We start from the raw sequence: 12709 nt of genomic DNA on the forward strand, positions 1-12709 counted from the left end.
GAACCACCGGATGGGCTGGATTCCGACCACCCAACGGGCGCCGTCAGGCTCTAGCTCCACAGGGAAGCCGCTGGCTGAGACAATCATTTCAAGGTCCTGCATGATGTAGGTCAGCTCGGCTCGATCTCATCTGCCGCTCCCAGGTCCCCACTGGCAATTCGTTCGGCCGCTCTCCGGTACGCATCGGCAATATAGTCCTCGACGTCGGTGGCCCCAATGCGCCACAAGCCCTTCCCGCCAACCTGGATTCCCCGGAGGTCCCCCGTTTTTAGCAGAGCTCGTACTTGGGCATCAGAGACGTTCAGTTCCTCAGCCACCTGGTCGATGGTCAGGAAGCGGCGCGGCGCAGGTTTTTCGGACACCGCAACAGCCTACGGCTCAGTGTCTGCTAATCAGGACTGGAGTGGCCTTATAGTCCCGCCAGGTTTTCCAGCCGGTATCTGCTCCCCGTCCACGTGACCTCGCAGGTGACAGTATTTCGCAGGGCTGCTCCGAACGAATTTTGGGCATCCACATCCAGCCGGATGGTGTAGGAACTTCCCTTCTCGGTGTAGCGCATGTTGCTGAATTTGGCACTGCTGGGCGATTTGAGCCGCGCTTTGGCCCCGTCTTCGCAGGCGGACTGGGCACCGTACTTGTTGCCCGTGTCGGCGCTACCGTTGGCGGACGAGAAGATGAAGCTGCCGGCGATAAGCAGGGCGCTTGCAGCCGCAATGGAGCCGCCGATGTTCCGGTTACGAATCGTCGTCTTCTCGCGCTGGCGGCGGCCGGCACCAGTCGGGTCAAGTCTGGCGGGGAGAGCCTTGGCGGAGGGTCGGATCTGCCCTCTCGACCGCTGCTTGCGGATGGCCTTCCGAGTCTCAAAGTCCAGCGCTTCAAACGGCAACTCGGGAGGTTCTCTTCGAATCTGTTCACGCAACGCCGTCAGCGGGGTCACCGTAAGGTCGTGGAAGGCGATCCATTTCCCAGCTTCGGGGTGCCACCGCTTAGCGACGATCCCTTGGTGATCCACGTAGAGCCCGGCTGGAAGGGCTGAATTAATTGGGTACCCGTACTCGTCCCGCAGCGGGTCCCACATCGTACCAAACCAGTCTTCGTCGACTTTGAAATTCTCTATGGCCATGTTTGCATTCCCCCAAGCCCGGCTAACCGCATTGTTAGCCACAGTTCCGCGAGGCACGCCCCCGCTTCAAGACCATGCTCACAGGGGTGAGTCCCGAATGGGCGATCCAAGGAGAATCTTTGGCCAAACTTGCGGAAGCGCGGACGAATGCCAGGTTTATCTTGCAACCAAGTCCCGGGGAGCTTCACTCAGGTCGCAAAGCGCCTGGGCGCGTGGCTGAAGTAAGGGATACGAATATCCCCGCGGCGAGCTTCAGCTTGCTACCGCACCCACCCACCGCCAAGGAGCAGAGGAAAGGTGTCCCCCGCTCCTGGGCTTCGAACCGCATCCGCCACGCCTCGTCCTTATCCTCCGGGGCGGAAACGACAAAGCGGAGTCAGGGCTACCGAGAACTGTATAAATGCTGTCGAGGCGTTTCAGGACCGACACCTGTTCAAACCAACCGCATCAAGTTGATCCGCATGCCGGCCCCTTTGGTTGGCACCGCTGTCCGTCTTGGAAAACTATGGCACGGGGACGGAAAGAAGCTTCTCATCGCGTTTCTTTTCTACTGTCTTGCCTGCCCGCAGGTCATCCAGTGCGGGCGTCGTTTTGGAACCGTACTGAATGCCATGGAGCACGAGTGTTAGTGCCTCGACATTCTTTCTGAGGATGTCGAGGATTCGCCAGGATTCCAGAGGACTGAGCACTAGCGATCCTGTCATAAGAGAATTCGCGTCATGATCCTGGTTAGGAAGCCCCCAACCCTCCTCGTCACTACTCTCGATACCGCGAATTCCTAAGGCTGTGACCTTATCGGCAAACTCATTTTTCCCTTCCACGGTGCGGAAGGAATTGCGTAGGTGCGAAAGCTTGTTCCGAATCCACTGGATGTTCTCGATCTCCGGTGTTGTGATGGTGACGCCTACATAGTCTTCGTAGAAGCTGTTGCACTGGTGGAGTAACCACGTCCCCTCTGTGGAGAGCTTCTTCAGCCCAGATCCATACCGCCGAAGCAAATCATGCGCCGACTCCTCGAGGAAGACTTCGAAGAGCGTAAAGGCATCCTTGATAACCGCCGCGGACAGTTGCTGCCAGTACTGTTCCCAGAAGATGCCAGTCTCGTCCATGAAGCTGTTGTAAGCCGCAAGGCCCGGGTAGGTATCGCGGTCGAAAGACTTCCGCCCCTCACGCTCTGCTTCTTCCTCCTTTGACTTGAACCAGGCCGTCATACCCTTCGCACTTGTCAGCAGGAAGCTCCGAAGCTCCAGCTCATCAAAATGCCATGAGGCATACCGGCCAGTTGTCACAGCGTGATCCAGCCCAACGATTCGTTCTTCGATTTTCATCAGTTGAGCATACGGCAGCCACTAGCCCAATCCACTTTCGCCACATGCCCGAGAACTATCGAACAGCACATCTGCTCTCACAATCACGGTCGTATGTGCCAGTGGTGGCCAGGTCACCAAAGCCCAGGGCGGAGCGTCTCTCAAAAGACTCTCAGAATCTATCTATCAATTAGGGGTATGTTTTGATAGTCTTTCAGTACCACATATGTACATGTACACCCGCTTGGAAAGAGTCCGCGTGAAAAAGGCAACCGCTGAACAGCAGATTCTCTTCGAGGCTGCCCTCAAAGGGGTCGACTGCATCTTCAAGGTCTCCAGCATGGGCAATCTGAATATCATCGGCGGAGATCGTGCGACGGTTACGGAGGCCGCAACCGAGAACGGATTCTTCGTGGCCCACGCTCCGGAGGGCGGCTTCAACGGTTCTGTGGTCGGATACGACGACCGAGGCTTTGACCACACCGGCTATGACAGCGACGGCTACGATGCCAGGGGGTTCAATGGACTGGGCCTCAACAAGGATGGGCTGACCCGCTCCGCTGCCCGGGCTGCCAAGAAGGCAGCACCGCGTGTCCTGGCCTCCGCCGTCGAGATCCTCCGCGAAACGGCCGACATCAGGATCACGAAGGAAGACCGGCGCCTCTACTTCGCTACCTCTTACGGTCACCAGATGGCTGCGATCGTCAAGGACGCAGGCGGCACCTGGGAGCCCGCCTCTAAGCGGTGGCGGATCGGTGCGGCCGGGAACATGGAGCTTGTCGAGGTCTTCGATGAGCTGACCGCTCAGGAGCGCGTTTACGCGTCCCAGGACGCCGAACGTGAGATCGCCGCAGAGGCCGCCAAGACCGCCGAGCTGGCCAGCCTGGTGTGGGTCTCGATCCCTTTCGAGGCAACGAGCGTGCGCAAGGCGGCCAAGCGTCTCCAGGGCAAGTACGACCCGCTGACCAAGCGCTGGAGGCTCCTGCCGGACTTCGCCGTCGACGTGAACTCTGCCTTAGGGAAGTGGCGCACCGCTCAGGCCGCCAAAGCCGGCGAGAAGACCGCACCACCGATCAGTCTCTACACCTTCAACCCCGATGACGCCCTGGTTGAGCAGGCCGCATGGACTGTGGGCCAGACCATCTGGGCCGAGTCCGAAGACGCGTTCGTCACCCTGGTCACCGTCAAGCGCGCATGGCGCAGCGGCGAAGCGGACGACGGCGGAGCAGATGAAGCAGGCTGCAGCTACACCGCCACCGGCCGCCTGGCCACACACGAAGAGATCACCGCCCTCAAGGCACAGCGCAAGGAACGGAACAAATGACCGGTATTGGCATTACCCTGGACGACCTCGGCATCGACAACGGCTCGACGGGCAACCACACCACCACTCGGAAAACGAGTGGGTACCCCAAGGAGTACGACTTCTCGTTGGAGCTCGCCCTCTACGGTTCCTGGCGGGATTTGAGGGACGCACTCTATGTGCCAGCTGAAGAGGGCTTCAGAGTTGACCACCGCGAAACCCCTCTCTGGTTTGCCCTCTACTGGGCGCAGACCGAGAACGAGACGGAAGAGTCGATAAAAGCAGCGCTCACCGGCCTGAGATACGACGAGTCAGTACACAACTCCCTGCACGAGCACCTCTACAACTGGGCTCGTGACGTGGTCGAGGAAGACCAAATCCGCCTCATGGTGGCGCCGGGCATGCCGCATCAGGAGCCTGTCAGGCAGGGTCTGGCGGCGAATGAAAGTACGCCGCAGGACGTCCTCGAGGAGCTAAAGAAGGACGCTCGGAAGTGTCCTGAAATGCTCTACGCCCTGCTCGAGAATCCGGCCCTTGCACCAACTATGGTCCGCGGTATCCACGCACGTATCAAAGACCAAGGGTGGAAGGCATGACCGGCATCGGCATCGGTCTCACCCTTGACGACATGGGCATCGACTGTGGTCCCGTCGCGCGTAGGGCGGCGGCGTTCACGGACGACCGCGAACAGTATGACTTCACGCTCCACCGGCTCGCCCTTGGTTCGTGGCGGAGGGTGCGGGACTGCTTCCGCGACGAGGGGAGGGCTAGGAGCAACGGGGATCTCCCCTTATGGTTCCTCCTGCACTGGGGCGAGGTCGAACTCGAGGATGAGGCATCCATCAAGGAGCGGCTAAGCGCACTGCGGTACCCTTGGCGCTACCGCAATCTCTTCGACGAGTTCCTCTGCTCGCTTGACGATGAAGAACATGCCGAGCCGGACCCTGATCGTACCGAAAAGACACGATGGTGGGGCGCTGAACGGCAGCCCGTCGCTGAAGTCGGTGCTCCCATCTCGACTGAGGCATTTGAAGCGCTCCTGGGCCGCTTCCCGGATCATGAACATGAGGCCATCTGCATCCGCCTTCTCGGAAACCCCTACCTGGACGCACGCTTCGTTAGCGTGACCGCCCAGCTGCTAGCCAAGCAGTCGCCCTGGTCCTTGGCCTTTGTGATCGACCGGTCGGAACTGCCGGCGGACGTAATCGAGCTGATCTTGGGCATGGACGAAACTTCCGCCCACGGAGCCCAGGAGCGCCTGATCGAGCTCGAGCACCTCGACCCACAGACCCTGACAGCCCTTATCGGAAAGTGCGACCGGAAGGCAATACTTACCCATCAAGACTGCACACAGGCAGTGCGGGTTGAGATCGATCAGCTCGGTGACTCGGACGGCGTCCTGTCCCACAAGGAGAGGCGGGAAGCTGCCGCTGCGCTTGACTGGGCGCGCCGTGATCTCGCTTCAGGTGCTTTCACCAAGACGGGCAGGTACTTCAGCATAAGAGACCGCCGGATCGCCGACGCCGTCCAGGCCAATGCGGAGATCGGGCTCTACGAGATCAACGAGCTTCTGAACACCAATATCGATGAGGACGAGGACTTCTAAATGGCACGCATCGGATACGCACGCGTGAGCACCGCGGACCAGTCACTGACCGCACAGCAAGCCCAGCTGACGGCCGCTGGCTGCGAGGTGCTTTACTCGGATGTTATGACTGGCTCGGTAGCCTCCAGGCCAGAGTGGGATGCGTGCAGGAAGGCGCTACGTGCCGGCGACGAGCTGGTGATCACCAGGCTGGACCGGGCCGGTCGAAACCTGAAGCACCTGCTGGAGATCAACGAGGAACTCGACGAGAAGGGCGTCACGCTGAAGGTGCTTGACCTGGCAATCGACACGTCCACCGCTTCGGGCCTGTTTGCGATGCATCTTGCCGGGGCATTTGCTCAGCTGGAGAGGGCGACCATCAGCGAGAGAACCAAGATTGCGATGGCAGGGCGTGCCCGCGGCAGGAACGGCGGCCGCCCCAAGGCCCTCTCCCCCAAGTCGCTCAGCCGGGCCCAGGACCTCTACGACGCCGGGAACCTCACGGTTAAGGAGATCGCCGCGGCCGTTGGCGTCAGCCAGGCCACCCTGTACCGATCACTCGCGAAGAACGGAGCCAGGGGATCTTCGACATGAGACGGCTGCGGCATTGAAGAGGGCAACCGCACGGTCCGCACACATTGAGGGTACAAACCCAAATCCCTGGGTACATGAAACACGAAAGAGTTGATAATGAACATCCAGACAAACACCCAGGCGACCGACTATGTGCGCTTCTACTTCCACGCTATTACCGAGTGGGAGCTGAGCCTGACGGGCTGCAGGACGTGCTGGAATGACGTGGTCTTCCTGCTCAGCGGGACATCCACGCCGGCTGAGACCCTCGCGGCGCCGCACCGGTGCAAGGCAGCATGGAACTGCGCAGAGATCCTCGCCCGAGAGCTCACAGAGCATCCTGAGAAGTGGTAGCCACGGCGCGGAGAAGGACTCAATATTCGGCGGGTTACCGAGCCAGCTGCTCCGGCAGCTCCACCTCACCTGGTGCGAGCTCTGGCCTGGCTCGCAGGTACCGCAACGGATGCCGGAACGCCCTCCCTGACCAGGCGGCGTCGGCGGCCACCTCAATGACCAACGGCTCAACCAGGGTCAGGTGGACGGGCTCCTTCTCCCTGGTGAACCTGTCCAGAATTCCGGGCGCGAGCTCCTCAGGCCAAGGGTGCCCTGAACGTGGAACGTGCAGGTATGCTGCCAACTCCTTTGATGCGGCCGAACTCAGCTGCGATGTTCGGCCAACGATCCATAACTGGCCATTGATAGGGAGTCCTGCCACGACTGCCTCCGGACGATTTATGCGGCCGATAACACCACCGCAAATGACGTCCAGGTTGTCCCTACGCTTCGCCTTAAGCCTTGTCTACACTAAGTCTTCTGCACTAGAGCGCCGGTAGGGACGAAAGGGAAAGCCGGCAATCAAAAAGGGGAGCGGCCCTCATGCCATCGCCCTTGAGATTTCACAAAACCCCAGGGTTTCGAGACGTTCGGGAGTGTAGCGGTTAGGCCCCTTCACCGCGCATATCATCGTGGGGGGTAGGGAGGCTAGCAACGGCGCCGAGGCAAGAATCTTGCCTGGCTGCGCGCTCGGCGACCGGCTTACGGGTGCCAAATTGGGTTCTGTTAGCCGGTGCTGGGCTGGAAGCCCAGCCCAGCACTGCACTGCGAAGCCGCGCAATCTGAGGCCGTCTTCTGGCGGCTGCAGCGGCACGCACACCTGGGCGCTGTAAGCGTCCGAGATCGCATCTTGTGCGCGGTGCTCAGCTGTCGAGCATGTGCCACTCGTCGCCAAGAACCCAGCGCAGCGCAGAAATCCGGCCCGACAGGTAACCCCAGGCCCAGTCCGACTCCACGTCCTTCGCCAACTCTTCGACGCCGTACTGCTCCTCCATACGGCGCTTAGCGGCAAGCATCCCCGCCTTAATGTTGTCCGCCCAATCGTAGAGATGGACGTCCTCATCCGCGGGCTTTCTGCCGTACCAGAGCCGATCCGTGAACTCCGACTCGGCCTTAAGTATTTCGGACACCCGTCGCAGCGTGCTCGTGCCCACGTCGTGGCGGAAGGCGAGGTCCAAATTCTTCTCCACGAGCCTGAGGAGTTGCGGCTTCTCCCAGACGCGGATCCGGAAGGGCGGCCGGTTGGTGCGCAGGTAGTCCGCAATCCAGTCCTTCGCGCCGTTGGTGAGATAGCCGGAAGCTATGAACAGCACCACTGCGGGACGCTCGGCCATAGCCCAAGCGAGAGTGCCCTGGAGAGCATCGGGTGGCACTCCACGCTTATAGTGCTTGCAGTCGACGAACCAGGTTTCCTCGTACTCGTGGCCGTCGATGTCTCGCAGCAGCTTCCGAGCAACAATGTCCCGACCCCGGTCAGAGGGTGAAGCCGCCAGGGGAGTGCCCTTCCGCCAGTCCACGTTAGAGAAGCCGCTCTCGGCTAAGAGGTCGAAGCTGAACGCCTCGAAGTCAGTGGGAGATAGCCCGTCGAAGTCCAAGGAGCCGAGAGCGAAGTCGTCGTCCGACTCGGCGAGTTCCACCGCCTGCTTGTCTGGCTCATCCCCGTCCGGCTCGCCTACCGGTGCCTGCTTGTCCGCGTGCTTGTCAGGCTCCGTTGTCATCCCCTGAGTATACGAAGGATGCAGATAGGAAGCTGTCTCATCAGCGCTAACATCGAGCCAACTGATAACAACTCACCGAGTAAGTGCGGCTATCACCAAACCTCTTCATTGAGTACAGCGACGGTAATTCCCTCGCACTGAATGACGAAGGCTACGAGTAAGAGCCCTCGTGGCAATAGTCAGTTCCATCGCACTCACTGCCACAGGGGCCGCTTCCTTCACCTGTCCCACTCATCGATGGGTGGTGGGGCACCCCTTAGAGGTGTGCCCCTGTGACGGAACCTGCTCTCGAACGAGCCGGTGTGCGGTGACCCGATTTCGTGGTTCCAGAACGTCCGCCTGATTTCGAACCCGTCGTAATAGAGTTTGAATCGGGAAGCCATCAGGTTGGCACGGAAGGCTGGGACGGCTACCCAGGCAAGCAACACCGACGTCGTGCCAAATCGTTTACCTCCCATTACCTGCGATGCCACGGGAGGCATTCGGGGCGATCCACATCAGAACGGAAGGAACCACTCCCCAGTGACCGCGATTCCATGGACCGTCGTAGACCCTGACACGATCGAGCGGATGATCGCGGTCGGGCTGTGTCGCCGATACCAGCATGCGCGGCGCATCAAACCCTCCCAGGGCGACGGCGGACTGGACGTCCTGGTACCCCCCGGTCAGTCGTCGTTCCATGCCGAGAACTACCAGGTCAAGAAGTTCGCGGACGGACTCAATGACTCGCGGAAAAACCAAATCAAGAAGTCTCTGAAGACGGCGATCGCGACCCACCAGGACACGACTTCTCGCTACACAATCTCAAAGTGGTATCTAACGCTGCCCATGGAACTCACCCGCGAGCAGGAGACTTGGCTCGCAGACCTTGCTGCGGAGCTCAAAGCACCATTCCCCGTTGAAATTTTTGGGCTCACACAGATCGAGGAACTGCTGCTCGAATCGCCCAACATCCGCGAGTACTACCTCGGCGACGGTATGGAAAAAGTACGAGAGATCCTGAACCAGATGAACAGCCTCACCGGGCTGCACAACCTCACGACAGATCCGACAAGGATCGAACCTGGTGATGCCGCGAGTACATTGGCAGACCTTCATAAGCACATCAACGCGGCGGACCCACACTTCAGCTACGACTACCAAGTAACGACAGACCTGCCCGACATGAATCCCCGGAACGGCCTCGTCGCCAGCGTGATCGCACGAACGAGCCCTGAGGCGCCACACGTCACCTGGCATGTCTCCACCAAGTACGACACCGCCCTGGAAGACCGTCCCATTCCGGGCAGCTACAACGTGTATCCCGAGCGAATGACTCGCGAGCAGCGCGAGGCGTGGGAACGATGGCGGGACTACGGCACGCCCCTCACCCTCGAAGGCGACGTCGTCGACAAACTCACTATCGACCTCCCCGGGGGACTCGGCGGTGACCTGCCCGCTGGTGATGCAGTGCTGCGAATCGGCCCGGCTTTCGGCGAGTTCGACGACGAACCAACAGGGCGGTCCCTCTGGAGCATCGAAGACACCGACGGAACAGTATTGGCCGAGCGGCTCTTCTCCCTGCGGCGGACAGGACGCGGAATCACAGGTGGCCAACATTCCCAAGGCGCCGATGCCGAAGGATATATCGGCGTTGATTTGTACATGATGCCCAAAACCCCGGCTGGGGGGTCGATGACGGTGAAGCTCGAGGTGCGTGGGGACCGCTGGGTGGGTGAACCTGTGCAACGCGTCCTGCCGGCGCTGCGGTTCTGCGCGGCATGGGGGAACAACAACCTGCTACGCCCAAAGGACGAATTTGGTCTCCGAGCCGCCGAGCAAACCATCGAGCTCACAGGTGACCCGCCGGTTCCACCCGGTGTGGTTGCAGCTGTCGAGGACTTAGCCCGCATCAGCACTGCGGCCAAGCGACCTATCGCGCTGCCTGAGCAAATGCAGGCTTTGGCAGATCAGAAGGGCGTAGGTCTGTGTATCATCGCGGACGCGGTCGCCGGGCTGGAGCCTGAGGTCGGCATCGGCGAGCTCGTTGTCTGGCACGAAGACAACCCCGCAGCGCTCGACGATCTGATGGCACGCGCCGAAGCCGGGAAGCTCGTCGTTCCCTGGACGATCCCTTTTCCGTTGCTCGGCGACGATTACGCATTCGCGTTCAGCCTTGAGATCACCGGTGACATCGAACTCGTGCCTGTCGAACCGAGCAGCGTCCATGAGCAGGCTCGGAAGGCCGTTCGCCTTATTCCTGCCGCGACGATTCGCGGACGTCTGCGTTGGGATCCTCAAGCCTAGGCGTGCGACATCCTCGCTCGCATCCACGCGATCGCGCTTCCAGTGGGATGTTGTTCACAGTTGAAGTGTCCGCGATTTCAACCGATGAGGGTGTTCCTGCATCTGTAGTAGCTGCACAAAAGAGGGGCGACCAATCGGTCGCTCCTCTTCTCGCCGTTGGCTTTTCGGTCTCGCCTAGCCGCGGCCGAAACCCCGCTCCTTCTCGCGTTCTGGTTCTGGTGTTTCCTGGCGGCGGAGGGATCCCTCTACGGTTCTTGCCTGACGAGTTCGAGGACATGGGCATAATTTTGTTGGAGGCTCGGAATCGGGGTGGCCAGGCGCTGTAGCGCGACCCGGACCACGTCGACGGCAGTTTTCCTGGTGATGCGAACCAGAGGGTACCCTACACTTCGGTGCGAGCAACAGGCGTCAGCCAGTCCGGGCAGAGCCACTATCAGTTTGTCGCCGAGCTTGATGCGAAAGCGCAAGAGTGGCATCTAATCGACGACCAGGGACGGAGGTCGTCGGCAGTGGGCACTTGGCTCTTACAGGATCGGGAGGCTTCGCTGAAAGTTGTATTTCCGCGCGGCATGCCGATGGGAGACTAGAACAGCCTTTGCATTCATGTTGAATGTTTCCCCTCCTCCGCCAACCACTGGAATCAGAGCGTGGTCTCTTCAGCCGTGCCAATGAATGCTCATACCCTACTGCTATCGACTGCTATCGGTTCAGGTCATCCGGGTTGGTGCGAACCGCTTATGGGCAAGTCGATGGGTCAGCGGTTGACAGTGTGCAGTAAATAAAACCATCCCATTTGGGTTCGTATACGGACCCGCCGGGCATTGCCGTGGTGGACGGGAGGCCTGAAACCGCCTTGGCCATGCCAGTGCGATAGGTGGCCGAAGCCCGGCAGGCATGCCCTCACACGGACGCCTAGTCAGTCCTCGAAGTTAGCGAGGTGCTCGCGCAAACCGGGGTAGCTGCTGTTCTCTGCCAGTACCTTTTCGAAGTCCTTCCGGGCCAGGGACCGCTTGCCTTCCTCTTCTCGCCCTCCGGAACACGTTCGCGGTCACGCAGCGCACGGACCGACGGGTCATTGCGATGGATGCGCCACTGCGCTTGGGTGTCCGTCAACCCGGTGATCTCGGCGATGCGCGCCCAGGTGATGCCCAGATCCCTCGCCGTCTCGATCTCGGAGAGTGTGAGTTCTTCTGCCGCGGTAAGGGCCTCGCGCGCTTCGCGCTCCCCTGCCGCGGCCGCCCGAAGTCGAGTCTCGGCCAGTCGGACGAGTTTGGCGTCATCGTTCGGTGTCGTCGTCATGTGTGCAGTTTTTCACAGATTCAACTCGTATACCGCATGTGCCGAAATGGCACCTCTGTTTCTATGTTCCCCAACGGACTTTGTGCACCCTTACTGGTAGTCATCAATCACTACCGCTATGGTCAATGGCGAAACCCCGCGGCTTTCCCCCAATGCCGCGGGGTTTCCTGCACCAGCGGTCCCGCTGCGCTACTCGTCCCCTTCGGCCGCCAGGCTCAAGACGCTTTCGGGTGTGGTCCGGCCAAAACGCTCATCGAGAGTCCTCTGAAATCGCGCGCGCCCGTACGAGATTCCGTTCGTCCCGCTCATCCCTGGCCAGCTCATTCGGGGTCTTGTGTCCGTGACAGCGGCAGGGGCACCGCTTACGGGCCTCACGGTCAAGGCGGGCAATGGCCTTTTCCATCCAGCCCGGTTCCAAAAGTGGATCTGTGTCTTCGTGGGCAAGGTCGATAACCCACTGGGGTGTCGGCAGGCGCTCAAGCCTGCGGTCCGTGACGAGGCGCAACCGGGCCGCGGCCCGCTGCACTTCCCGGTCCCCGCTGGTGTCCCTGGCAAGGTCGGAGGCGGACATCGTGCGCGGGTTCCTGCGGCCGCACCCGCAGACATCATGCAGGAGAACTGCCGCCTCGGGTCCCCCGGAGGCGTGTTGCGCTTCGTGCCAGCCTTCCATGTCTCGATTCTAGGCCTGCAGGGCTACGATCCGGGACCGGCGGCTCGGGCTCTATTGCCTCTGGGACCACCCGTTCGATGGTCTTCACGGCATGGTCTCTCCGGGCTGCAGCTGCCGCAGCGGATGGCTCAGTGCAGCGGCGGCTGGACCGGCCACTGGAGGCGAACTCTTCACAGCTACGGCACATTGGGCTCAGCAGCTTCCGCCACGCAGCCGGCCGGGGCCAGGGCCCACACTTCTTTGGGTCCGCCCTGGATGAGCTCACGCCTTGGCCTACAGGAACACAGGGCCGCAGCAATGCCGACGGGATTGTCAGCGCTGCATATGACCCAGACGTTGAAGAGCCGGTATTCGTAGTCGATCTCAATGTTGATGCGGGCTTCCCTGAGGGTCTCGGGGGCGCCGCGGAAATGGCCTTCGCACCAGGCGGCAGCCTTCCCGTCGGTCTCAACCGGAGACCAAAGGTTAGGTCATATTTCTGTGGTCTGGGAGTCATAGTGAACCCCGCATTA

Annotated in this window: 13 protein-coding genes; 6 read left to right on the forward strand and 7 right to left on the reverse strand. The window is 60.7% G+C overall.

What is annotated here, in order from left to right; translation table 11 throughout:
- Window positions 1–110: 110 nt before the first annotated feature.
- The 3 genes from NG697_RS12495 to NG697_RS12505 all read right to left on the reverse strand — a co-directional run bounded on the left by NG697_RS12495 (window position 111) and on the right by NG697_RS12505 (window position 2451).
- Complete coding sequence (locus tag NG697_RS12495; protein WP_252614367.1) at window positions 111–362, reverse strand: helix-turn-helix domain-containing protein; 252 nt, start codon at window positions 360–362, stop codon at window positions 111–113.
- Window positions 363–409: 47 nt separating this feature from the next.
- Window positions 410–1123, reverse strand: coding sequence for a hypothetical protein (locus NG697_RS12500; RefSeq protein WP_252614368.1), 714 nt, complete (start codon window positions 1121–1123; stop codon window positions 410–412).
- A gap of 503 nt (window positions 1124–1626) precedes the next feature.
- Window positions 1627–2451, reverse strand: coding sequence for a hypothetical protein (locus NG697_RS12505; RefSeq protein WP_252614369.1), 825 nt, complete (start codon window positions 2449–2451; stop codon window positions 1627–1629).
- 238 nt (window positions 2452–2689) lie between these two features.
- Here NG697_RS12505 and NG697_RS12510 point away from each other — a divergent pair, with 238 nt between their 5' ends.
- The 5 genes from NG697_RS12510 to NG697_RS12530 all read left to right on the forward strand — a co-directional run bounded on the left by NG697_RS12510 (window position 2690) and on the right by NG697_RS12530 (window position 6245).
- Window positions 2690–3754 carry a hypothetical protein gene (locus NG697_RS12510; RefSeq protein ID WP_252614370.1) on the forward strand — a complete coding sequence of 355 codons (1065 nt, stop codon included), beginning with the start codon at window positions 2690–2692 and terminating at the stop codon, window positions 3752–3754.
- Window positions 3751–4329, forward strand: coding sequence for a hypothetical protein (locus NG697_RS12515; RefSeq protein WP_252614371.1), 579 nt, complete (start codon window positions 3751–3753; stop codon window positions 4327–4329). The genes NG697_RS12510 and NG697_RS12515 overlap by 4 nt, the downstream gene beginning before the upstream one ends.
- Window positions 4326–5339: a hypothetical protein gene (locus NG697_RS12520; protein WP_252614372.1), complete on the forward strand. Its 1014-nt coding sequence runs from the start codon at window positions 4326–4328 to the stop codon at window positions 5337–5339. The genes NG697_RS12515 and NG697_RS12520 overlap by 4 nt, the downstream gene beginning before the upstream one ends.
- Window positions 5340–5912, forward strand: a complete 573-nt coding sequence (locus tag NG697_RS12525) for a recombinase family protein (RefSeq protein WP_252614373.1) — start codon at window positions 5340–5342, stop codon at window positions 5910–5912.
- A gap of 96 nt (window positions 5913–6008) precedes the next feature.
- Window positions 6009–6245 carry a hypothetical protein gene (locus tag NG697_RS12530; protein WP_252614374.1) on the forward strand — a complete coding sequence of 79 codons (237 nt, stop codon included), beginning with the start codon at window positions 6009–6011 and terminating at the stop codon, window positions 6243–6245.
- 34 nt (window positions 6246–6279) lie between these two features.
- Here NG697_RS12530 and NG697_RS12535 read toward each other — a convergent pair whose 3' ends face one another.
- The gene (locus NG697_RS12535; protein ID WP_252614375.1) at window positions 6280–6528 is read right to left on the reverse strand and encodes a hypothetical protein; all 249 of its coding nucleotides are present in this window, start codon (window positions 6526–6528) and stop codon (window positions 6280–6282) included.
- A gap of 559 nt (window positions 6529–7087) precedes the next feature.
- Window positions 7088–7942 carry a restriction endonuclease gene (locus tag NG697_RS12540; RefSeq protein WP_252614376.1) on the reverse strand — a complete coding sequence of 285 codons (855 nt, stop codon included), beginning with the start codon at window positions 7940–7942 and terminating at the stop codon, window positions 7088–7090.
- Window positions 7943–8464: 522 nt separating this feature from the next.
- Here NG697_RS12540 and NG697_RS12545 point away from each other — a divergent pair.
- The gene (locus NG697_RS12545; RefSeq protein WP_252614377.1) at window positions 8465–10228 is read left to right on the forward strand and encodes a hypothetical protein; all 1764 of its coding nucleotides are present in this window, start codon (window positions 8465–8467) and stop codon (window positions 10226–10228) included.
- A gap of 912 nt (window positions 10229–11140) precedes the next feature.
- Here NG697_RS12545 and NG697_RS12550 read toward each other — a convergent pair.
- Complete coding sequence (locus tag NG697_RS12550; protein ID WP_252614378.1) at window positions 11141–11527, reverse strand: hypothetical protein; 387 nt, start codon at window positions 11525–11527, stop codon at window positions 11141–11143.
- Window positions 11528–11777: 250 nt separating this feature from the next.
- On the reverse strand, window positions 11778–12197 hold the full coding sequence (locus NG697_RS12555; protein ID WP_252614379.1) for a hypothetical protein: 420 nt from the start codon (window positions 12195–12197) through the stop codon (window positions 11778–11780).
- Window positions 12198–12709: the final 512 nt, after the last annotated feature.

The sequence above is a fragment of the Pseudarthrobacter raffinosi genome (assembly GCF_023913835.1).
Classification (GTDB): Bacteria; Actinomycetota; Actinomycetes; order Actinomycetales; family Micrococcaceae; genus Arthrobacter; species Arthrobacter raffinosi.

What these genes read in the sequence shown, in the direction of transcription:
- NG697_RS12500 (WP_252614368.1), bottom strand. Translation starts at nt 1,123, where the DNA reads ATGGCCATAGAGAATTTCAAAGTCGACGAAGACTGGTTTGGTACGATG.
- NG697_RS12505 (WP_252614369.1), bottom strand. Translation starts at nt 2,451, where the DNA reads ATGAAAATCGAAGAACGAATCGTTGGGCTGGATCACGCTGTGACAACT.
- NG697_RS12515 (WP_252614371.1), top strand. Translation starts at nt 3,751, where the DNA reads ATGACCGGTATTGGCATTACCCTGGACGACCTCGGCATCGACAACGGC.
- NG697_RS12520 (WP_252614372.1), top strand. Translation starts at nt 4,326, where the DNA reads ATGACCGGCATCGGCATCGGTCTCACCCTTGACGACATGGGCATCGAC.
- NG697_RS12525 (WP_252614373.1), top strand. Translation starts at nt 5,340, where the DNA reads ATGGCACGCATCGGATACGCACGCGTGAGCACCGCGGACCAGTCACTG.
- NG697_RS12530 (WP_252614374.1), top strand. Translation starts at nt 6,009, where the DNA reads ATGAACATCCAGACAAACACCCAGGCGACCGACTATGTGCGCTTCTAC.
- NG697_RS12540 (WP_252614376.1), bottom strand. Translation starts at nt 7,942, where the DNA reads ATGACAACGGAGCCTGACAAGCACGCGGACAAGCAGGCACCGGTAGGC.
- NG697_RS12550 (WP_252614378.1), bottom strand. Translation starts at nt 11,527, where the DNA reads ATGACGACGACACCGAACGATGACGCCAAACTCGTCCGACTGGCCGAG.
- NG697_RS12555 (WP_252614379.1), bottom strand. Translation starts at nt 12,197, where the DNA reads ATGGAAGGCTGGCACGAAGCGCAACACGCCTCCGGGGGACCCGAGGCG.